20 protein-coding genes are annotated in these 22,111 nt (G+C 60.4%); 8 read left to right on the forward strand and 12 right to left on the reverse strand.

Features of this window, described 5'->3' with window-relative positions:
• Window position 1: 1 nt before the first annotated feature.
• From AADW57_RS00760 to dinB, 8 genes are all read right to left on the reverse strand, one after another.
• Entirely contained in the window at window positions 2–841 is an 840-nt protein-coding gene (locus tag AADW57_RS00760; protein WP_341668161.1) for a MetQ/NlpA family ABC transporter substrate-binding protein, read from the reverse strand.
• Window positions 841–1,668 (reverse strand): MetQ/NlpA family ABC transporter substrate-binding protein, encoded by an 828-nt coding sequence (locus tag AADW57_RS00765; RefSeq protein ID WP_341668162.1) that lies wholly within the window; start codon window positions 1,666–1,668, stop codon window positions 841–843. The genes AADW57_RS00760 and AADW57_RS00765 overlap by 1 nt, the downstream gene beginning before the upstream one ends.
• A gap of 369 nt (window positions 1,669–2,037) precedes the next feature.
• Window positions 2,038–3,228 (reverse strand): acetylornithine transaminase, encoded by a 1,191-nt coding sequence (locus AADW57_RS00770; protein ID WP_341668163.1) that lies wholly within the window; start codon window positions 3,226–3,228, stop codon window positions 2,038–2,040.
• A gap of 201 nt (window positions 3,229–3,429) precedes the next feature.
• Window positions 3,430–4,482: a serine hydrolase domain-containing protein gene (locus AADW57_RS00775; RefSeq protein WP_341668164.1), complete on the reverse strand. Its 1,053-nt coding sequence runs from the start codon at window positions 4,480–4,482 to the stop codon at window positions 3,430–3,432.
• Between the two features lie 11 nt (window positions 4,483–4,493).
• On the reverse strand, window positions 4,494–7,010 hold the full coding sequence (locus AADW57_RS00780) for a TonB-dependent siderophore receptor (protein ID WP_341668165.1): 2,517 nt from the start codon (window positions 7,008–7,010) through the stop codon (window positions 4,494–4,496).
• Window positions 7,011–7,094: 84 nt separating this feature from the next.
• Complete coding sequence (locus AADW57_RS00785) at window positions 7,095–8,090, reverse strand: FecR domain-containing protein (protein ID WP_341668166.1); 996 nt, start codon at window positions 8,088–8,090, stop codon at window positions 7,095–7,097.
• On the reverse strand, window positions 8,087–8,644 hold the full coding sequence (locus tag AADW57_RS00790) for a sigma-70 family RNA polymerase sigma factor (protein WP_341668167.1): 558 nt from the start codon (window positions 8,642–8,644) through the stop codon (window positions 8,087–8,089). The genes AADW57_RS00785 and AADW57_RS00790 overlap by 4 nt, the downstream gene beginning before the upstream one ends.
• A gap of 148 nt (window positions 8,645–8,792) precedes the next feature.
• Window positions 8,793–9,950 carry a DNA polymerase IV gene (gene dinB, locus AADW57_RS00795; RefSeq protein ID WP_341668168.1) on the reverse strand — a complete coding sequence of 386 codons (1,158 nt, stop codon included), beginning with the start codon at window positions 9,948–9,950 and terminating at the stop codon, window positions 8,793–8,795.
• Window positions 9,951–10,173: 223 nt separating this feature from the next.
• Between dinB and AADW57_RS00800 the strand changes: the two genes are divergently transcribed.
• The 6 genes from AADW57_RS00800 to AADW57_RS00825 all read left to right on the forward strand — a co-directional run bounded on the left by AADW57_RS00800 (window position 10,174) and on the right by AADW57_RS00825 (window position 16,524).
• Window positions 10,174–11,745: an ABC transporter substrate-binding protein gene (locus AADW57_RS00800; RefSeq protein WP_341668169.1), complete on the forward strand. Its 1,572-nt coding sequence runs from the start codon at window positions 10,174–10,176 to the stop codon at window positions 11,743–11,745.
• Between the two features lie 154 nt (window positions 11,746–11,899).
• A complete protein-coding gene (locus tag AADW57_RS00805; protein ID WP_341668170.1) occupies window positions 11,900–12,886 on the forward strand; it encodes an ABC transporter permease in 987 nt (328 codons plus the stop codon).
• A 1-nt stretch (window position 12,887) separates the two neighbouring features.
• Complete coding sequence (locus tag AADW57_RS00810; protein WP_341668171.1) at window positions 12,888–13,802, forward strand: ABC transporter permease; 915 nt, start codon at window positions 12,888–12,890, stop codon at window positions 13,800–13,802.
• A 3-nt stretch (window positions 13,803–13,805) separates the two neighbouring features.
• On the forward strand, window positions 13,806–14,780 hold the full coding sequence (locus AADW57_RS00815) for an ABC transporter ATP-binding protein (RefSeq protein WP_341668172.1): 975 nt from the start codon (window positions 13,806–13,808) through the stop codon (window positions 14,778–14,780).
• On the forward strand, window positions 14,777–15,784 hold the full coding sequence (locus AADW57_RS00820) for an ABC transporter ATP-binding protein (RefSeq protein WP_341668173.1): 1,008 nt from the start codon (window positions 14,777–14,779) through the stop codon (window positions 15,782–15,784). Before AADW57_RS00815 ends, AADW57_RS00820 begins: the two co-directional genes overlap by 4 nt.
• Before the next feature lie 203 nt (window positions 15,785–15,987).
• Window positions 15,988–16,524, forward strand: a complete 537-nt coding sequence (locus AADW57_RS00825) for an AmiS/UreI family transporter (RefSeq protein WP_341668174.1) — start codon at window positions 15,988–15,990, stop codon at window positions 16,522–16,524.
• Window positions 16,525–16,596: 72 nt separating this feature from the next.
• On the opposite strand, the gene panD is transcribed toward AADW57_RS00825, so the two are convergent.
• Window positions 16,597–17,154 carry an aspartate 1-decarboxylase gene (gene panD, locus AADW57_RS00830; RefSeq protein WP_341668175.1) on the reverse strand — a complete coding sequence of 186 codons (558 nt, stop codon included), beginning with the start codon at window positions 17,152–17,154 and terminating at the stop codon, window positions 16,597–16,599.
• 265 nt (window positions 17,155–17,419) lie between these two features.
• Here panD and AADW57_RS00835 point away from each other — a divergent pair, with 265 nt between their 5' ends.
• Complete coding sequence (locus AADW57_RS00835) at window positions 17,420–18,196, forward strand: ABC transporter ATP-binding protein (RefSeq protein WP_341668176.1); 777 nt, start codon at window positions 17,420–17,422, stop codon at window positions 18,194–18,196.
• A 7-nt stretch (window positions 18,197–18,203) separates the two neighbouring features.
• Here the strand turns inward: AADW57_RS00835 and AADW57_RS00840 are convergent, their stop codons facing one another.
• Complete coding sequence (locus AADW57_RS00840; RefSeq protein ID WP_341668177.1) at window positions 18,204–18,818, reverse strand: flavin reductase family protein; 615 nt, start codon at window positions 18,816–18,818, stop codon at window positions 18,204–18,206.
• A gap of 153 nt (window positions 18,819–18,971) precedes the next feature.
• On the opposite strand from AADW57_RS00840, the gene AADW57_RS00845 reads away from it, so the two are divergent.
• The gene (locus AADW57_RS00845) at window positions 18,972–19,949 is read left to right on the forward strand and encodes an AraC family transcriptional regulator (protein ID WP_341668178.1); all 978 of its coding nucleotides are present in this window, start codon (window positions 18,972–18,974) and stop codon (window positions 19,947–19,949) included.
• Here the strand turns inward: AADW57_RS00845 and AADW57_RS00850 are convergent.
• Together AADW57_RS00850 and AADW57_RS00855 are read right to left on the reverse strand one after the other, a co-directional pair.
• The gene (locus tag AADW57_RS00850) at window positions 19,946–21,538 is read right to left on the reverse strand and encodes a phytoene desaturase family protein (RefSeq protein ID WP_341668179.1); all 1,593 of its coding nucleotides are present in this window, start codon (window positions 21,536–21,538) and stop codon (window positions 19,946–19,948) included. The two genes, AADW57_RS00845 and AADW57_RS00850, sit on opposite strands and share 4 nt — an antisense overlap.
• A 1-nt stretch (window position 21,539) precedes the next feature.
• Window positions 21,540–22,091 carry a flavin reductase family protein gene (locus AADW57_RS00855; RefSeq protein WP_445819191.1) on the reverse strand — a complete coding sequence of 184 codons (552 nt, stop codon included), beginning with the start codon at window positions 22,089–22,091 and terminating at the stop codon, window positions 21,540–21,542.
• Window positions 22,092–22,111 lie beyond the last annotated feature (20 nt).

Below are 22,111 nucleotides of genomic sequence, written 5' to 3' on the forward strand. Positions count from 1 at the left end.
CTTACTCGCTACGCTGCTTGCCTTGCCAGGGCAATGTGTAAAGATTGGGGTTGTGATCAAAACGCTCGTCAATAATGTCGCGCACCGCCTTTGACTGCTGGAACAACTGCACAAACTGCTGCAAGACTGGGTCGCCGGCACGGTCTTTGCGCACGGCAAAACCCATGGCATAAAAGGTGTCGGCTATGCCCGAATACACCAATGCCTTGCCCGCATCCGCCTTACGCCCGGCGCTGACAAAGTAGCTGGGCCAGACCACGGCCAGATCCACATCCGGCAAAGAGTGAATCAACTGCGGCCCCTCAATTTCCACCAACTTGAGCTGCTTCGGGTTGCCCACGACATCGTTCACGGTCGCGCCGGTATCCAGACCATTGCGCAGCGTAATCAGGCCCGCTTTCTGCAACAGCAGCAAGCCCCGCCCCTGATTGACCGGATCATTCGGCACAGAGACGGTGGCCCCCTTGGGTACCTGATCCAAAGACCGGTATTTATTCGAGTACAAACCGATGTTTTGCAGCAAACCCAGGCCGATCAATTGCAAGCCATAGCCACGTTCTTTGATGGCATTTCTCAAAAAGGCTTCGTGCTGGAAGAAATTCACATCGATATCACGGTTGTTGACCGCCTCGTTGGGCAAGGTCCAGTCCGTAAACTCCACCAGCTCAATATCCAGACCCTGTTTTTTGGCTTCCGGAATCAAAGCCTGCACGGCATCCGAGGTCACGCCCGGTATCGAACCAACTTTAATGACGGCAGCCACGCTGCTCAGCGGAACAAGGGCGGCCAACACAAAACCCAGGGCCCAACGCCGCGCATAATGTGAAAAAGTAGTCGCCATTATTTAGCCCCCCCTTGAACCTTCAGCCAAGCCAGGTTGTATAAGCGTTCGTCATTATTAAAAGCCGCACGCGAAACATCTCGCACGGATTGGGAGTTTTGATAGATGGAAATGAATTTTTGAATGACAGGATCGGCAATTCGTTCGGCCTTGACGACGAATTGAATCGCAAACTGCGCATCTTCGATGCCGGAATACGCTAAACCGCTGGATGGATCAAAGGCTTTGGCGGCCACAATGAAATGCGGATAGCCCTGGGCAATATCCACATCGCCAGTAATGCGCACCAGTTGCGGGCCTTCAACCTCCACAAAACTTAGCTTCTTGGGGTTCTCGACAATATCGTCCAGATTACCCAGATACCCCACTTCCGGCTTGAGCTTGATCAGCCCCGCTTTTTGCAGCAACAACAGGCCGCGGCCCTGGTTCACAGGATCATTGGCAATCCCTACTTTGCCACCCTGCGGCACTTGGTCTACCGATTGATGCTTGAGCGAATACACGCCCACATTGGCCAGAATGCCCGTGCCGGCGCTGGCCAGCTTGTAGCCGTTTTTCTCGATGGCGTTATTCAGAAAAGGCTGGTGCTGAAAATAGTTGATGTCGATATCGCCGCTGTCCACGGCCACATTGGGCGTGGTCCAATCGGTAAACTCGATGACCTCGACATTGATGCCTTGCGCCTTGGCGTCCTTGGCCGCTGCGTTAATGGAATCCGCATACGCACCCGGAACAACGCCGATTCGCAAAGAATCTGCGGCACTGGCAGGGGAAATAGCCAGCACAAGGGCACCGGCGAGAATCAATTTGGAAAAATGCTGGAGCATGATGAACAGCGCCTAAAAGGGTTGGCCTGCTCATGCAGGCAAATCTTACAAGCTTCTATTACATCGACTCGATGCCCCTCGCACCACAACAGAACAATCATTTACTTATGCGCGGCAAGACTCCATCTACATTTCTTTAAGTTATTGATATACAAATTATTTTAAAAAATAAGCGCCATGCTATAACCACGCATAAAGTCCTTGGCATGCCCCTCAGCCAACTTTCTGACGGGCTTTAAAGCGCGGGATGGCGACCGTCGCACACGCACCATGCCCACTAAGGCCAGGGCAATGCCCGCCTGCCACCTCGGCCTCCGAAGGCCAAAAAAATCCGCCCGAAGGCGGATTTTCTTTCTGCAAGAGCGCCTTTTAGCCGCGCACCTGCACCAGCAATTCGTCCAGCCAAGCCAACATCAAGTCCACTTCCTGAGCCGTAATATTGAGCGCAGGCATGAAACGCAACAGGTTAGGGCGGGGCGAGTTAAGCAGCATGCCTTCGGGCGCGCGTTCGCGGGCTGCATTGACCAAGGCCGGGCCGTCGTCCTGATCCAGAATCAAAGCACGCAGCAAGCCGACGCCTCGTTCGCCTTTCATGCCCCACTTGGCGCTGATGGCCAGCAAACCTTCGGACAATTGCTGGGCGCGAGCATTGACCGCATCCAAGAACCCAGGCGAGGTCAGTTCATCGAACACGGCCACGCCAGCGGCGGTCATCAAGGGGTTGCCATTGTAGGTGCCACCTTGATCGCCCGGCTGAAAGCACGCCACTTCTTCTCGGGCACACAGAGCCGACAGCGGCACGCCGCCGCCGATGCCCTTGCCTAGCGTCATGATGTCGGGCAGGACTCCGGCATGTTCGTACGCGAACAAGGTGCCGGTGCGGCCCATGCCGGTCTGCACTTCGTCCACGATCAGGAGCAGTTTGTGCTCGTCGGCCAGGGCGCGCAGGCCTTTCATGAACTCGACGGTAGCGGGGATGACGCCGGCTTCGCCCTGCACCGGCTCCAACATGATGCCCACGGTTTTATCGTCGATCAGTGCGCGCACCGATTCCAGATTGTTCAGTTCGGCCTTGGGGAAGCCTTCCACTTGCGGGGCAAACAGACGATCCCAGCCCGGCTTGCCGGACAAAGACATGGTGGCCAGAGTGCGGCCATGAAAAGAGTGCTCGAAAGAAATAATCTTGTAAGCACCATCTTTATAAACCTGTCCCCACTTGCGGGCCAGCTTGATTGCGCCTTCGTTGGCTTCGGCACCGCTGTTGGCAAAAAACACTCGGTCAAAGCAGGAATGCGTGACGATGCGCTTGGCCAGCTCGATGGAGGGCTCGTTGTAAAAGGCGGGCGAAGGGTTGATCAGCTTGGCGGCCTGATCGTTGATCGCCTTGATGACGCTGGCAGGGCTATGACCCAGCGCGTTCACTGCCCAGCCCTGAACCGTATCCAGGTATCGCTTGCCGTTATGGTCTTCCAGCCAGGAGCCTTCTCCTCGCACGAAAACCAACTCCGGACGCTGGGTAATTTCCATTAATGCACGTACACCGGCCCGATCGAATTCCATAACGGCAAACCTTGATCAAAGTAGAAAAAAGAAACCAGCCCGGCGGCTGGACACAATGATTCTAACGCAGCCAATGCGCCCCGGAACGCTTGGGCCTGGGACAATCCCATTCCCAGGCCCGATTGTCCCTTTTCCGGCACAAACCGGCTGCCCGCCGGTCTTGCCCCATCCACATCCGGCGGGTCGCAAGCGTCCGACACGCTAACGATACGCCTGCGCTTGCAACTGACCAATACCCGATATCAACAAGCGTTGCGTCATGGCACGCACATCCAGATGCGTCGCGTTGCACACCACTGCCGCCCCCCGGTGCATCTGGGGCGCATACGCCATAAAGCTGTGATAGCCGGCCCAGCCACCGGCATGCCCCCAGGCGGCGACATCCGCCAGCAGCCCGGTTTCCAACCCAAACTGATAATTCCCCTTGGGTTTCACGGCCTGGCCCTGCGTCAGGGCCGTCCGCACGCCCGCCAATGGCCGACCGCCCGGACTGTCCAGAACAGTATCCTGATCCAGATGCACCAGCCAGCGATGCAAATCGGTCGCGCTGCTGTGTACCTGCCCGTCGCCGGTTTGTTCCCAGCTCGACTCGACCACCTGCGTCTGTCCCTTCTCGACCCGATAGCCCCGCGCCAAACGGGGCAGAGCGGCCGGATAACGATCCACAATCGCGGTCTGCGTCATGCCTAGCGGACCAAAAATATAGCGTTGCGAAAATACGGCCAGGGCCTGGCCACTGACACGCTCGACCAATTGGGCCAGCAGAAAATACCCGGTATTACTGTATTCAAAGCGCACGCCCGGCTCAAAACGCAGCGTCGGCGCGGCCGCCAACACAGCCATGGTATCGGCCACCGTGGCCGTTTCCGACCCGCGACCGGCTTTGTACAAGGGGTCGATATAGTCCGGCAGGCCACCGGTATGTTGCAGAACCTGCCGGATGCTGGGCCGACCCAACTCGCCCGGCAGCGATTCCAAGTAAGCACCCAAAGGCTGATCCAGATCCACGCGGCCATCGGCAACCAACAGCAGCACGGCCAGCGCCGTAAACTGCTTGGACAAGGACGCCAGATTGAACTGCGTGTCTACATCGATAGGCACGCGCCGCTCCAGATCCGCCCAGCCCCAGGCCCCCGTGGAGACACCCTGGGCGGGATTCAGCAAGGCCCAGGCGCAACCCGGCGCAGGCTGCGCCGGCGCTGCATCGGCCCTGGCTGCCGCCAAAGGGGCCAAGGCCAACAGTATTGTTGTCACGATGCGTTTCATCAAAAACGTCCCGAGAAAGTCAAAGAAGCCTGTCGGCCCAGGCCCCAACCGCAGGTCCAGAGCGAACCGCAACCGTTGACGTACTGCTTATCGGCAATATTGGTCACGCTCAACGACAGTTCGCTGTTTTTAAGCACAGGCGAGAATCGTCCCAACTGGGTCGCCACACGCAGATCCGCCACGGTATGGGCCGGAATATGCAGGCTGGCATAACCGCCACCGGCCACGCCTATGTCGCCCCCGCGGGACGAACCGACGTGACGCACGCCTACGCCCATGACAGTACCGGCCAGCGCGTGAGAACCTGTAAACGTATAGTCCACCCACAAGGCTGCTTGATGGCGCGGCGCATACAGTGCCGGTTGGCCCTTTTCTTCAGGAATTTCGCTGCTGATGACCTTGGTGTCCAGAAAGGAATAGCTGCCGATGACGGACCAGTTGGGCGACAAGCGGCCTGTCACCGCCAGTTCCAGCCCGCGCGAACGCAGCTCGCCGCTTTGCACCTGCTCGGGGTAACCATTGATCGGATCGTCGGTCAATCGGTTGGTCTGGCGCAGATCGAATACCGCCGCCGTGGCCATCCAGCGCGCACCATCCGGCTGATACTTGATCCCCAGTTCCGTCTGCTTGCCCCGCATGGGCTTGAACGGCGTGCCGTCCGCCGTCACGCCCGCCACCGGCTCGAAAGAGGTGGCGTAGCTGATGTACGGTGCCCAACCCGAATCAAAGCGGTACAACGCGCCCAGTCGCCCCGTGGTCGCCCGGTCGCGCTGACCCAGATCGCTCGTCTGGCCGCTGCGACGACGCGATTGGCCACTGATCACCGAGCGGTCATGACGCAACCCCGCCACAAGGCGCCAGTTGCCCAGGCTGATCTGATCCTGCAGATACACACCGGTCTGCCGCTTGCGACTATTTAGTTCGCTCAGCGTAGTGAACGAACCGATGGCCGCACCATACACAGGTTCGTACAGATCCAGCGCCCCCCTGCTGCCAGCCGGCCCGACATCGGCCATCTGCCGGCGCGCATCAAACGAATTACGGTAGAAATCTAGCCCCAACAGCACAGCATGCTCGGCCTGGCCCGTGGAAAAACGCCATTCGGATTGCGTATCCACGCCCAGCGAACGCGACGAGCCGGTGCCACGGTTGGCATAACGCTCCAAGGTGCGCCAATCCCAGCCGCCGGCGGACGGGTCATCGTAAGCATACATATCGCTGGTCACCGACTCCATCACGGACTTGATGCGCTGCACGCGCAGATTCTGGCGCAACGTCCAGTTGTCGTTGACGTCATACACGGCTGACCAGCCCGCCATATCCTGATCGCGGTCGTAACGGTCGAAATGCGGCTCCCCGATAAAGCGCGAAATCGGAATTTTGCCGTTGGGGTTATCGAACAAAGTACCGTAGGCGGGCAGCCACATGTAGTCGCTGCCACCCCGGTCGCGTTGGATCGAACCCATCAAGACAATTTCTCCATCCTCGCCCAAAGGCAGCGTCACCGACGGCGCAATCAGGGTGCGCTTGCGCTTGACGTGTTCGCTGCGGCTTTCCGTGTCCGAGTTCAACGCCAGCAAGCGCCAGGCGCTGACGCCTTGTTCGCCCAGCGCGCCGCCCAGATCGACGCTGCCGCGCAGTTGACGTGGCGCACCGACAGTCAATTCGATATTGCGCTGATCGACGCGGGTAGGGCGCTTGCTGACCATATTGACCATGCCGCCAGGCACGACCTGCCCATAGACCACCGACGCCGGGCCCTTGAGCACTTCAATCCGTTCCAGCATGAAAGGATCGACCTGCGGCAAGGTCCAGTTATTGCCCGCGCCACTGCCGCCAGCCAGTTTTATCCCATCGAGCCAGGCCACCGAATCGGCATTGAATCCCCGAAACGACATGGTATCGAAGCGCGAATCCACGCCATCAAACTCCACGGCCACGCCCGGCACATACCGCAAGGCCTCGCCCACCGTACGCGTGGCCTGAGATTCAATCTGCTGCTGCGTCACCACGGCGACCGAGGCCGGTGTATCCATAATGGCCACATCGCTCTTGGTGGCCGTGGCGCTGCGCGTGGCCAGCAAGCCATTGGCTGGCCCGGTGGCGGTTTCTCGATTGGCCTGGACACGCACTGCCTCCAGTTCCTCGTAGCTGCGGCTGCTGCGTGCCGGAACCGGGCGCAAGCGAAAACCGTCGCCCTGGGCCACCGCCTCCAGCCCGCTGCCACGCAAAATACGCGCCAGCCCCTGCTGCGGCGTGTAGCGACCGCTCAAACCCGCACTGGACTTGCCCGCCGTCAAGGCACCATCAATCGCCAGCATAAAACCACCCTGGGCGGCAAAGCGATTCAGCACCTGATCCAGCGTACCAGCCGCAATCTGGACCTGTACCTGCACAGCAGCCGGGGGCTGGGCCTGAACCGGTGCCAAGGTGCCACTGCACAACAGACTGGCCGCAAACACCCAATGCCCCAAGGCTGGGCGGCTGACCGCCAAGTAAGTAGACCTAACTCGCATCACGTATCTTCCCTGTTCGTCGACAAATCGGCCTACATAAAAATCGAGGCCCTTACCTGTATCCCGAACGAAACAGAAAAAGTGCTACGGCTGCGCCGACACGGTCACCCAGTACGGCGTCACCCGACTGATCCGCACCGGCAGCGCCTGGGCCAGCGACTGCAAAATGGCATCGGTGTCCCGCAGGGGATACACACCCGACACAATCAGATCCGCCACCGCCGGATCGCAACGCAGCACACCCGAGCGGTAACGGGCCAGCTCCCGCAAAAAATCGGCCAGCCGCCAGCGTTCGGCCACCAGCAGACCGCGCTGCCAAGCCAATGCCTGCACATCGGCCGCTGCCAGTCCGCCAAATTCAATCTGGTTGAAGAATGCCTGCTGTCCGGCATCCAGACGCAGACGGCGGCCGCTATGGCCCGCCTGCAATTGAACGGCCCCGTCATACACCTGAACCGACACCCGAGGCAACGCCCCGTCTGGGTACTGGCGCACCAGAAAACGCGTACCCAACGCCTGCACCGTGCCTTGCGCGGTATGCACCACCAAAGGACGCGACCGAGACTGCGTGTCCGGCGACGTGGACACCAGCACTTCGCCGGCCAACAGCACCAAACGACGTTCCGCCAAGTCGTACTGCACATCCAGGGCACTGTCCGTATTCAGGGCAAGCTGCGTGCCATCGGGCAAGGTCCATTCTGCGCGCTGCCCCCGCCCGGTACGATAATCGGCATTCCAGTGCGCCCAATGCGGGGTTCTACCCACGCCATAGGCCGTCAAGCCGCCACCGGCCACCAACAACAGGCCCCGCAAAATGCTGCGCCGCCGCTGCACGGCCTGCGGCGACAGACCCGCCCGCAGCACATGGGCCGCGACATCCTGGGGGGCCGCCTGCATCTGTCTGCCAAAGCGCTCCACGCGCTCCCAGGCCGCCTGATGCTCTGGATCGGCCTGCAGCCAGTCCCGGAACGCCTGCAACTCGTGCTCTTGCACCTCGCCCGACCACAACGCGACCTGCCATTGCAGTGCCTGTGTCTCGATCCGGCTGTCCTGTGGAGTGGCCGCCCAGGCACGGCTCACAGCGGCAACTCCACATCGCCAAGCCCATCGGCCATCACCGCAAAGCAGGCCTGTGCCCCTTGCAACATGTACTTGCGCACCGTCGCCACGGCAATACCCTGACGCTGTGCAATGACCGAATAGGTCAGGCCATCAAAACGGGACAGCAAAAACACCTCCCGGACACGGGACGGCAAACCATCGAGCGCAGCACAAATGCGCAGCAACAGCTCCAGCGTGATGGCCTGTTCTTCGGGAGAGGCCACACATGGCTCGGGCAACTGCGCCAGAGCGTGCAGATACGCCTGTTCAACCTGCTGACGACGATACCGGTCAATGACCAGCCCCTTGGCGATTTGCATCAAATGCGGACGCGCCCGCTCGGGCATGGGAATCCGCCCCGACACAATGACGCGCACATACGCATCCTGCACCAGATCGGCGGCATGATGCGAACAGCCCAGCCGGCGGCGCAGCCAATCGTGCAGCCAGGCACGATGATCGCAATACAGAACATGCAGCTTTTGCTGCATGTCGGACGCCGACAGCACGTCCCCGGAAGAATGGTCGTTCACGGAAGGCTGGCCATAGAGACTTAAATAATAATGAGTCTCATTATATATCAAGCCGCTTTCTGACCTCGCAAAAGATAGACATGAATAGGGATGAATTCGTCCAGACGGGCCACCAGGCAGACCCCGCGCTACGACGAATAGGCAGGACTCAAAACAGGCTGTCCAGCGTCAATTGACGCGGCTGCTGGGCGGGTAATTCGTCGATAGGCAGCAGGGCGCTGGCCTTGACCCCCAATAAACGCAAACGCCGATCCAGCACCGCGCGCTTCAGGTTCTGACGCGCGGCGGCCAAAATCGCGTCGGCCTGCAACACCGGCACCGGCAAGGACACATCGCGGGTCACGATCTGGAAATCCTCGAACTTGAGCTTGATGCCTATGGTCTGCGCGCACATGCCACACTTGCGCAGATCCTGCTCCAACTGTTCGCACAAGGACTGCAATACCGCCGACAGACGGGCACGATCCTGACGCACATGCAGGTCGCGCTCAAACGTCGTTTCGCGGCTGGTGGATTTGGGCGTGCGCTCGGTAGACAGGGGCCTGTCGTCCTGTCCACGGGAAACCGCCATCAACCATTGGGCATAGCGCAGCCCGAAATGCTCCTGCAGCAATTCGGCCGGAGCCGCCGCCAGTTCGCCAATCAAATGGATGCCCAGACCCGCCAGCTTCTGGAAGGACTTGGGGCCTATACCGTTGATCTTGCCCACCGATAAAGGCCAGATGCGCGCTGGCACATCGTCCATGGTCAGCACGCAGGCACCATTGGGCTTGTTCAGCTCCGAGGCGATCTTGGATAACAATTTGTTAGGGGTAATGCCGACCGAACAGCTCAAGCCAGTGGCCTGCCTGACGGCGCTGCGTATCTGCTCGGCCAGCATCAGGCTGTCTTGGGTACAGTGGCTAAGATCAACATAGATCTCATCGATGCCACGGTCTTCGATATGCTCGGACACCGTGGCCACGGCCTGCTTGAACAAGCGCGAATAATGCCGATAGGCCTGGAAATCGGCGGGCAGCAAAATGGCCTGGGGCGCCAGCTGGGCGGCTTTCATCAGGCCCATCGCCGAAAACACCCCCAATTGACGCGCCTCGTAGGTGGATGTGGTCGCCACCCCGCGCCCCACATAGTCGGCCAGCCGCGCCAGTTGCCAGCTGCCATCCGGCAATTGGCGTGGTGCCTGCGTGCTGCGCCCACCGATCACCACCGGCAGGCCGCGCAAGTGCGGATAGCGCAGCAGTTCCACGGACGCGTAGAACGCGTCCATATCCACATGCGCAATGCGTCGCTCTGTCCCGTGCTGCACGGCTGTTGTCGCCCCGTTACTGTATATATAAACACTATTGTAGCGCTGCCGCCGTCTTGCTTGGGCACTTGCATGCGGCGCACATCAAACCCGGGGATGATATACATCACTCAAATGCCAATCACTGACGAGAGGCTGAAAGTACTTATTGAGGCCGCTTACAGCGCTCATGTACTATGCAGCCACCCATCAGCGATACCAAACATCCCAACAGGAGGTTTTCATGAAAAAAACGTTGTTGGCCGCCACCCTGGCGGCCCTGGTCGCCGTGCCATTGGCCGGCCATGCCAAAACGCTGAAATGGTCCAGTCAAGGCGACTTCATGACCATGGACCCGCACGCACAGAACGAAAACCTCATCATTACCGCCAGTTCATACGTCTATGAACCTCTGGTGGATTACGACAAAGACTTCAAGATCGTGCCTTCGCTGGCCACCGCCTGGGAGCAACGCGAACCCACCGTCTGGCGCTTTACCCTGCGTGACGGCGTGAAATTCCACAATGGCGAACCCTTTACCGCCGACGACGTGGTGTTCTCCATCCAACGTGCCCTGGCCCCGACCTCCAACTTCAAAGCCTATGTCAATGGCGTAGAAAAAGCCGTGAAGGTGGACGAGAAAACGGTGGACATCATCACCAGCGCCCCCAACCCTGTGCTGCTGCGCCAGCTGACCAATGTGTTCATCATGAACAAAGACTGGTCGGAAAAAAACAAGGCCACCCAGCCGCAGGACTTCAACAAAAACGAAGAAACCTACTCCTCGCGCAATACCAACGGCACCGGCCCCTACAAGCTGAAGTCTCGTGAGGTGGACGTGCGCACCGTGTTCGTGGAAAACGAGCAGTGGTGGAACAAGGACAAGAAAATCGGCAACGTCACCGAAGTGATCTACACCCCCATCAAGCAAAACGCCACCCGCACGGCGGCCCTGCTGTCGGGCGAAGTCGATCTGGTGCTGGACCCGCCCGCCCAGGATCTACAGCGCCTGCGCCAGCAAGCCAAGATCGTGGAAGGCAACGAATACCGCACCATCTTCCTGGGCCTGGACCAGAAAAGCCCCGAACTGAAATACAGCAGCATCAAGGGCAAAAACCCCTTTGCCGATCAGCGCGTGCGCGAAGCCCTGTACCTGGCCATCGACACCGAAGCCATCAAAAAAGCCGTGATGCGCGGGTCGTCCGCCCCCACCGGCACCATGATTGCCCCTCAGGTACACGGCTGGACCCAGGCACTGGCCCAACGCGTCCCTTACGATCTGAACAAGTCCAAGCAATTGCTGAAAGACGCGGGCTACGAAAACTCCCTGTCCTTTACGCTGGATTGCCCGAACAACCGCTACATCAACGATGAGGCCATCTGCCAGGCCATCGTGGGCATGTGGGCCAAGGCCGGCGTCAAGGCGACGTTAAACGCCATGCCGCGCGCCACGTACTTTCCGAAAGTGCAGAACTACGATACCAGCGCCTATATGTTCGGCTGGGGCGTGCCCACCTTCGATGCGCTGTACACACTGCAAAGCCTGATGCACAGCAAGGGCCAGGGTGCCGACGGCTCCTTTAACTTCGGCAACTACAACAATGCCGAAGTGGATACGCTGATCGACCAGATCAAGACCGAGACCGACACCGCCAAGCGCGATGCCGCCATCCACAAGGTTCTGGAAATCCATGCCAAGGAATTTGGCCACATTCCCCTGCATGACCAGATCATTCCCTGGGCCATGGCCAAGAATGTCGACGTGATCCATCGCGCCGACAACCGCATGGCCGCCCAGTGGGTGACTGTCAAGTAAGCCCGCTGGCACGCCGCCCCGGACATGTCCGGGGCGGCGTGCCTGTCTTTTCAATACAGAAAATCATGGTCCAGCCAACTGGTCATGGACAAACCCAAACAATAAGGACGACACTGGTCGCGAGTGATCCTCGCGCTTAACCAGGAGCATTCCTATGCTTGTATTCATTATCCGCCGCCTGATCCAGGCGGTGCTTGTCATGCTGACGGTCAGCCTGCTGGCTTTCGTACTGTTTCGCTACATAGGCGATCCGGTCACCATCATGCTGGGCCAGGACGCCACCGAGCAAGATCGCGTCCAACTGCGCGCCAGTCTTGGCCTGGACCAACCCGCACCCGTCCAATTTACGCGCTTTGTCGGCCAGGCCGTGCAGGGCGAATTCGGCCTGTCGCTGCGCCAGGCCCAACCTGTATCCACGCTGCTCAAGGAACGCCTGCCGGCCACGGTAGAGCTATCGGTGGTGGCGGCCTGTCTGGCGCTGCTTGTCGGCCTGCCGCTGGGCGTCTACACCGCACTGAAACGCAATGGCTTCCTGGCCCAGAGCGTGCTGGCTTTTTCCCTGCTCGGCATTTCGCTGCCCACCTTCCTGATCGGTATCCTGCTGATCCTGATCTTCTCGGTGCAATTGGGCTGGCTGCCCAGCTACGGGCGCGGCGAAGTCGTGCGTCTGGGCTGGTGGAGCACGGGCCTGCTGACCTGGGACGGCATCAAGCACCTGATCCTGCCCGCCATCACCCTTTGCCTGTTCCAGCTCACCCTGATCCTGCGTCTGGTGCGCTCGGAAATGCTGGAAGTGCTGCGCGCCGACTACATCAAATTTGCCCGTGCCCGCGGCCTGTCGCGGCGCGCCATCCACTTTGGCCACGCCTTGAAAAACACCATGGTGCCGGTCATCACCATCACCGGCCTGCAACTGGGCGGCATCATTGCCTTTGCCATCGTGACCGAAACCGTGTTCCAGTGGCCGGGCATGGGCCTGCTGTTCATCCAGGCCGTGCAATTTGCCGACATTCCTGTCATGGCAGCCTATCTGTGCCTGATCGCCCTGGTATTTGTCGTCATCAACTTGCTGGTCGACCTGCTGTACTTCCTGGTCGATCCACGTCTGCGCTCCCAATTGTCGGGCGCCAAGGGGCACTGACATGAGCGCAAGCCTGAAACGCGCCTGGAACAGCGACCTGGTCTGGTCGTGGCGTCATTCCCCCGTGGCCATCATCGCCACTGTTCTTGCACTGCTGCTGTTCATCGGTGCCTTGGGTGCTCGTTGGGTAGCCCCATTCGACCCCTTCGACCTGGCCTCCATCGACCTGCTGGACGCCTTGAAGCCACCCGCCTGGTCTGCCGACGGCGATGCCCGCTACCTGCTGGGCACCGACAGCCAGGGCCGCGATCTGTACTCGGCCCTGCTGTACGGCACGCGCACGTCTTTGCTGATCGGTCTGGCTTCCGTTGTGCTGTCCATGGTGGTCGGTATCGTACTGGGCCTGATGGCCGGTTATGCCGGCGGACGTGTGGATGCCTTCATCATGCGTGTGGCCGATGTGCAACTGTCCTTTCCCGCCATCCTGATCGCCCTGCTGATCGACGGCGTGGCACGCGCGGTTTTCCCGCTGGACATGCACGACACCGTCGCCTTTCCGGTGCTGATCGGTGCCATCGCCTTGGCAGGCTGGCCGCAATACGCACGCACCGTGCGCGGCTCCACGCTAGTGGAAAAAAACCGCGAATACGTGCAGGCCGCCCGCGTGATCGGCGTGTCGGCACCGCGCATCATGTTCAGCCACGTGTTGCCCAACGTGATGGGTCCGGTCCTGGTGCTGGCTACCGTACACCTGGCCACCGCCATCATCACCGAAGCCACCCTGTCCTTTCTGGGCGTGGGCGTGCCGGCCACCTCGCCGTCTCTTGGCACGCTGATCCGCATCGGCAACGACTTCCTGTTCTCGGGCGAATGGTGGATCACCATCTTCCCCGGTGCCATGCTGGTGCTGCTGGTGCTGTCGGTCAACCTGCTGGGCGACTGGCTGCGCGATGCCCTGAACCCCAAACTGAACTGAACCATGACTGCCTTATTAACTGTCCAAGACCTGTGTGTCGAGTTTCCGACCCGGCATGGCGTGCTGCATGCGCTCGATCATGTGTCGTTCTCCATTGCCGCCGGCGAAGTGCTGGGCGTGGTGGGGGAATCGGGTGCCGGCAAATCCCTGACCGGTTCGTCCATCATCGGCCTGCTCGATGCGCCCGGGCGCATCAGCGGCGGGCAAATCCTGCTCGATGGCCAGCGCATCGACAATCTGGACGAAGACCAGATGCGCAAAGTGCGCGGCCGTCAGATCGGTGCCATCTTTCAGGACCCGCTGACCTCGCTCAACCCGCTGTACACCGTCGGCCAGCAACTGGCCGAAACCATCGTGACGCACCTGTCGCTGTCCTGGAAACAGGCGCGCGAACGCGCCATCGAACTGCTGGAGGCCACCGGCATTCCGGCCGCGCGCGAACGCATCGACCATTACCCGCATCAGTTCTCCGGCGGCATGCGCCAACGGGTGGTCATCGCCCTGGCCTTGGCGGCCGAGCCCAAGCTGATCGTGGCCGACGAGCCCACCACCGCGCTGGATGTCTCCATCCAGGCGCAGATCATCGACCTGCTCAAAACGCTGTGCCGCTCGCAAGGCACGGCCGTCATGCTGATCACCCACGATATGGGCGTGATTGCGGAAACAGCGGATCGCGTGGCCGTCATGTATGCCGGACGCATCATCGAGATCGGCCCGGTGCAGGACGTCATCCAGCATCCCAGCCACCCTTACACAACCGGTCTGATGCGCTCCATCCCCAGTCTGCACGCCGGGTTGGAACGCCTGGAACAAATCCCCGGCAGCATGCCGCGCCTGAACGCCATCCCGCCGGGCTGTGCCTTTAACCCGCGTTGCAGCCAGCGCATGGACCGCTGCCTGAGCCAGCGTCCCGAACTGATGCCCGTTCCCCCCAAGACGCTGGCAGCCTGTTGGCTGCATGAACAGGAGGCCGTATGAGCTCCGCCACCACTACACCCCTGGTTCAGGTCCAGGACGCTGCCTGTTGGTTCGATGTTTCGCCGCCGCTGCTCGAACGGTTGGTCTATCGCAAGCCCAAGGTCAATCTGCGCGCCGTGGACGGTGTCAGCTTCACCCTGAACAAAGGCGAAACCCTGGCTCTGGTGGGCGAGTCCGGCTGCGGCAAATCCACCGTCGCCCGCCTGCTGACCGGACTGTATTCGCTGACACGCGGCGACATCGTATTTGATGGTCAATCCATCCAATCCATGAGCAAGGCCGAACAACAGGCCATGCGCAAGCGCCGTCAAATGATTTTCCAGGACCCCTACGCCAGCCTGAACCCGCGCTGGCGCGTAGGACGCATCATTGCCGAACCGCTGGTTACGCACACCAGTCTGAGCGCCGCCGAACAGACTCAAAAAGTAGGCGAACTGCTGACCCAGGTCGGCCTGAATCCGACTGACGCCCAGCGCTACCCGCATCAGTTCTCGGGCGGCCAGCGCCAGCGCATCTCGATTGCGCGCGCCCTGGCCATGCAACCCGAGTTCATCGTCTGCGACGAACCGACCTCGGCATTGGATGTGTCCGTGCAGGCCCAGGTTCTGAACCTGATGAAAGACCTGCAGCGCGAACTGGGTCTGACCTATCTGTTCATCTCGCACAATCTGGCCGTCGTCCACCATGTGGCTGACCGCGTGGGCGTCATGTACCTGGGTCGCATCGTCGAAATCGCGGGCCGCGACCCGCTGTTCGCGCAGCCCCGCCACCCCTACACGCGCATGCTGCTGGGGGCCATTCCCGATATGAGCGGAGCCGGCAAAAGCCGCACTCCCGTCGCCGGCGAAGTACCCAACCCGCTCAATCCGCCATCGGGCTGCACCTTCCACCCCCGCTGCCCTCTGGCTAACGAGCGTTGCCGCAACGAAGCTCCGGCACTGCTGGAGACGGCAGGCCATCAGGTCGCCTGCCACGCGGTGCAGGAAGGCCGCGACCAGGCCTAAGTCCTTCTGCACCTGCCCGGCTCCCAAAAAGCCGGGCAGGCCCGCTTTGAAACACGCTACGCCTGCCTGATAAACACTATAAGCGGCACGCTGCGCCAAATCCCGCGATCCCCCCTACAATCTGTCCCGCTTCAATCCCGCAAGGGCCGGCATCACGGCGTCTTGCGCCTCTCTCCGTCTATTCGACTTTCAGGAAGTTCATCATGTTGGTTATCGCTTTTCTAGCGTTCGCAGGCCTGTGCCTGTTCGTCAACGGTGTCCGGCTGTATTACTCGCAAGGCCATGCGCCTACCCGCATCGTGGACGCCAAAGACGCCGCGATCGTGAACCTGTTCACGGCGGCGCTGGGGCTGATCTGCATGGCGCATATCCTGAATCCGGCCAACAGCGCCACGTACTCGCCCCTGTCGGCGATTTACCTGGGTTTGTTCGCCTTAACCTACTTCTGGGTCGGCATCAGCGCCTTCACGGGCAGCGATGGCCGCGCCCTGGGCTGGTACTCGCTGCTCGTGGCCTGCATTGCCGTGCCTGCCGCCATCACCAGCCTGCTGACCGCCCGCACGGTCTTTGACTATTGGCAAGTAGTCAGCTGGCTGTCCTGGGCTGTCCTGTGGTTTATGTTTTTTCTGCTGCTGGTGCTGGACAAGCCCATTGCGCGGGTAACGGGCCTGGTATCCGCCGTCCAGGGTGTGCTGACGGCACTGCTGCCCGCGCTACTGTATTTCTGGGGCCTGATTTAAACCCTGCCTGCACTGCCAAAAAAAATGGCCGGCATCAAACGTGATGCCAGCCATTTTCCATGCGGATCGCAATCAGTCCTGACGAGCAGGCGCAAAATCGGCCAGATGGCACGACAAAATATCGGCAATGGCTCTGTCGTCCAGCCCACGCTGACGCAGATCGGCCGACAGGGCGGCCACGTCCACACGGGCCAGTTCGCGTTCGTCGCCGCGCGGGCGAGCATCGCGCACCACGCGAAAATCAAAATCGCGCTGCGCGGTCTTGCGCACTTCGTAGTGCATGACCTCGTCGATCTCGTTCTCGGGCGTAAAGGTCAGCACGGTCGGGCGCATGTTGTACAGATCCGCCGTCTGTACGTATTCGGATGCGCAAATAATGACCGTATCGCCTTTCTGACAGGTACGGGCGGCCGCGCCGTTCAGCACCACGCAACGCGAACCAGGCTCGCCAAAAATCACATAGGTGGAAATGCGGGCACCGCTGTCCTTGTTCCAGATCTCGACGAACTCCATCGGCAAAATGCCGGCCTGTTCGCAGATTTCCGGGTCCAACGTAATGGACCCATGGTAGTTCAAGTCGGCACCGGTGACCTTGATGCCATGCAGCTTCGCACGGACCACTTTTTTCATGACAACACTCTCTAGAATCGGTTCCGCAAAAGCGGACATATGCACAGGCGCAAGCACTGGTGGCGCAAGCCCGGCAGCCCCGTCAGGGTTGGGAGGGAGACTGCATCATAAACCCAGAAGCCCCGCAAAATACGTATATATCCACAAATGTTTACGGGAAAACCACAACCCCGATGATTTTCCTGGGGCGCACTCTGTGATGTAATCCCCACTGCCGCACATCGCGTGCAACCGCTTTTTTCATTTTCGACAAATTACACTCTCCATGCCCAACCTGCTCATCGAAAACATTCACAAACGCTACGGTTCCCTGGAAGTGCTCAAGGGAGTCTCGCTGAGCGCCGAGCCTGGAGACGTCATCAGCCTGATCGGCTCCAGCGGTTCAGGCAAAAGCACCTTTCTGCGCTGCATCAACTTTCTGGAAACACCCAGCTCGGGACGCATCATCATCAAAGGTGAAGAGCTCAAGACCCGACTGGACCCCAAAACCGGCGAACTGGCCGTGCAAGACAAACAACAGCTGATGCGCCTGCGCACCAGTCTGGCAATGGTGTTCCAACACTTCAATCTGTGGTCGCACATGACCGTGCTGGAAAACATCATTGCCACGCCCGTCTATGTACAAGGCGTAAACAAAGCCCAAGCCATCGCCAAGGCCGAACATTATCTGGACAAAGTAGGCCTGTCGCGCGATCTGGCCAAGCAGTACCCCGCCTTTCTGTCCGGCGGTCAACAACAACGCGTAGCGATTGCCCGCGCCCTGGCGCTGGAGCCGGAAGTCATGCTGTTTGACGAACCCACCTCCGCCCTGGACCCGGAACGGGTGGGCGAAGTGCTGCGAGTCATGCAGGATCTGGCCGAAGAAGGGCGCACCATGGTGGTGGTCACCCACGAGATGAGCTTTGCGCGCAATGTATCGACCAAAGTCGTCTATCTGCACGAAGGCATCGTCGAGGAAGAGGGCGCGCCCGAGCAGGTGCTGGTCGCGCCGCGCAGCCCCCGCCTGGCCCAATTTCTGGCGGCCGGCGGACACTCGCGCTAAAACAGGCTTATTTAGGCCGACGCATATCGAACAGTGTCGTGTCCGAAACCTCGAAGTAATCGCCGGGGCCGCCACCGCGCAGGATAGGACGCGGCAGGGCGGTCTGGTAGATGCCGTCCACAATGCACTCGGGCGACACATGCACGCCCACCACCTCGCCCAAAACCATCCAGGTATCCAGGTCCTGACCCTGGGCATCCTGCAGGCGGAAATGATGCGTGACTTTGCATTCCAGCGAGGCCGGGCTCTCGCCCACGCGCGGAGCATTTACAAAACGGGATTCCACCGGCGTCAGGCCCGCAAGTTCGAACTCGCGCACATCCTGCTCCAGGCTGGTCTGATTCATGCGTTCGGCCAAATCGCGCGTAGCCAGATTCCAGGTAAACACCCCGGTCTCGATGGCATTGCGCACGCTGTCCTTATAGCCCACGCTGGAAAACGCAATAACAGGCGGACGATAGTTGAACACATTGCAGAAACTGTAAGGGGCCAGGTTCAGTACCCCTTGCTCGCTTTTGGTGCCTATCCAGCCTATGACGCGCGGACCGACGATGGAGCTGATGGGATCATGACGCAATCCATGGCCTTGCGTTGGCTCGTAGAAATGATAATTTTCCTGCACGGTTCTCTCTGCTGTTCAACAAGAAACACACCTCGGGAAATCCCGATAGCCCACGATATACTTTACAACTAAAATATAGCTGCTGCAAACTGTTGAAACTCAAGGCTTTGCCCGTTTAGTCCGGCCTTTCAGAAGCATTCAGGTGCACGAACCATGCAAAACACTGTCACGCAATGGGCCCGTTTCGCATCCGGCAATCTGGAGCAAGTGCGCAACTCGGTCAGCGACAAGATCAAATCGCATCAGCTCAGCCAACTGCGCGCCGACCAGACGCTGCAGACCCGGCTACGCCACGTACAGTTCGGTCAGGTCGCGCTGAGCCGCCTGGGCTACGGCGCGGACGTGCATATCCAGCCCGAGCACCTGGCCGGATTCTATCTGATCCAGATGCCCCAATACGGCACTGCCCGCGTACGCTGTGGCGGGCAGACCGTCGAGTCGTGCCCCGATACCGCCACCATCCTCAACCCCAACGAGGACGTGGATATGGTTTGGCACGCCAACAATGAACAACTGATGCTCAAGGTCGACCGCAGCCTGGTCGAGCAGGCCGCGCGCGGCATGGGCATGACGGTCAACCCTCAAGGCCTGGTCTTTCCCGTGCGCCTGCGGGCGCATACCCAACCATCCTGGCAGATTATGCTGCGCTACGTGCTGGACTGCGCCCGCAATTCGCAAGATATTCTGCGTTCGCCGCTGCTCATCAGCCAACTGGAACAGTTAACGGTCACCACCCTGTTAGGCCTGCACCCGCCCGCCCAGGCACAACACCTGACACCCGGACATGTGCTGCCCCGCCATCTGAAAAAAGTGGCAAGCTATGTGCAGGACCATGCCCACCAGCCCGTTACCGTGGACGAACTGGGTGCAGTGGCCGGTGTCAGCACGCGCACCTTGCAGCAGGCTTTTCGCGATCACTATGGCCTGACACCCATGCAGTACCTGCGCCAGGTGCGCCTGGACCGACTGCGCCACGAACTGATCCATTCGGACACACACAACCTGTCGCTGGCCGATCTGGCCATACGCTGGGGATTTGCCCATCAAGGCCGCTTCAGCGCCGAATACCGCAACCGCTTTGGCGAAACCCCCAGCGCGACGCTGCTGCGCGTGCGCGGCCAGCAGCACTAGCCTTTCAAAATGCGCTGCGCCGCCAGATAACCCGACTGCCCGCCCAGACCAGGGCCAGGATGGACCGACGCGCCGATATGGTGCAGATTGCGCCAGGGCGTCACGCCGCTGCGTGCGTTCTTGTGGCCGGCAAAAGGCCGCATGAAAAAGAACTGATCCGGCGAACACACACCGCTATAGGGATCGCCCCCGACCAGATTCATATTCAGCGCTTCCAGATCGGCAGGGCAGAAACTGCGCCGCCCCAAAATCTTGCGCGACAGCCCGGGCATCACCGTTTCCAGGCGAGCCTGCACGCGGTCGGCCATTGCTTCGCGCACCTGTTCATTCCAGCGCCCATCGTCAGGTACCGCAATCTGGCCCGCCTCGTCGCCTTTGATGCGTGTGGGCAGCTCCTGCATCTGCACCCACAAAATCCAATGGCCATCGGGCGCGCGGGTCACATCCACCGCCACCGGCTGGCCAACGGCCAGAGTAGGGCGGGCGGGCAGCCAACCGTTATTGGCCGCCACTACCGATGCGCAGACCTGCTCCATGCTTTCGGTCACATGCACCATCGGCACCCGGGTCAGTTCAGGATCAATCCAGTCGGGCGGCGAACTCAAGGCAAAATGGATCTGCATGCCTCCCCGTCCATAGTGATAGTCGCGTGCCGACTGCTGCAAGGCCGGCTCGACCTCGGGCAGTAAATCGCCATACAACTGACCGGGCGTTACATTGCAGACGACAGCGCGACGCGCTGAGTAGACCTGCGTGCCCACCGCCACGCCCGTCGCCTTATTCCCTTGCACCAGCACCCGATCCACATGGCTATTGGTCAACACGGCCCCACCGGCCTGTTCGATGATGCGGGTAAAAGCCTGCACGATGCGGGCGCTACCACCCTTGACCATAGGCATGCCGCCGCTGACCACGGCGCTGAAAGTCAGCTTTCCGATCAGAGCGGAGCTGGCCTCGTCCGGCCCCAGACCGCTGTGCAATACCCAGGGTGCAATCATGGCGCGCGCCAGGTCCGTGCGCAGATCGCGCATGGCCCAGCGCCGGAAGCTTTCCAGCGCCTGCGAGCCAAATGCCATCAAACCATCCATCCCGCGTTCGCGCCAGGCTCCGAACAGCAGCTTGGCCATGGGCCAGCGGTACGGTTCGCCACCCAACAAGCCAAACACCAGCCCGGCATCGGGACCGAACATGCGCGCCGCCATCGCGCCAAGGGCATCGCCTTCGCCCGGAGCCACGCTGTTGAAACGGCGCACCGTATCGTCCATATTTTGGCGCAACGCCAAAGAAGGGCCCCCCGGCACGGCCAGGCCGGTGCTGTATTCCCCTTGCACAAACTCCAGTCCGGCCGCCGCCAGCGGGCCGGACAACGCGGCATACGATGCGCCTCCCATGAACAGCGGGTACCAACTGGACAGCACATCGTGCGTAAAGCCGGGAAACAACTCTTCGGTGCGAATACAGCCTCCGGCCACGGCGTTGCGCTCCAGCACCGTCACCGTCAACCCCTGCACGGCCAACAAAGCCGCGCAGGTCAGGGAGTTCATGCCGCTGCCGACAATGACCACATCGGCGCTGTGCGCATCGCTCATGTCAGCGGTCTCCTTGGGGGGTAATCAGGTTAGCAAAGCGCCCCCGGTGAAACACCGCCGGTTCGTGCTCGGTCAAGGTGCTATGGCGCACCACACGGCCGATAAACAAAGTGTGATCCCCGCCTTCGTGCTGACGGTAGTTTTCGCACACAAATGTTGCCACACAATCATCGATCAACGGCACGCCTTCCTCGCCATCCACATGCGAAACCAACGCAAATTTGTCCTTGACCTGCGAGTTCGCAAACCCCATTGCCATGGGGATCTGCTCCTGACTGATCACATTGATGGCAAAGTGCGTGCAATGTTGAAAGATATCCAGGCTGGGCGAATGATTCACCAGGCTCCACATCACCAGTGGCGGCTCCAGCGACAAAGACGTAAACGAGTTAATGGTCAGACCCACTGCCCGGCCATCCGGACAGCGGGTGGTGACAATGGCCACGCCGGTCGGAAAGTGACCCAGTGCCTGGCGGAACGCGCGGCTGTCGATCACATTCACGCTGTGGGCAGGCGTATTGCCCGCCGCGCAGGACGCGGCAGCCACAGGCATGGGGGTGGATTCAACCGAAG

It is taken from the genome of Alcaligenes sp. SDU_A2 (assembly GCF_038237375.1).
In the GTDB taxonomy this organism is placed as follows: Bacteria; Pseudomonadota; Gammaproteobacteria; order Burkholderiales; family Burkholderiaceae_B; genus Alcaligenes.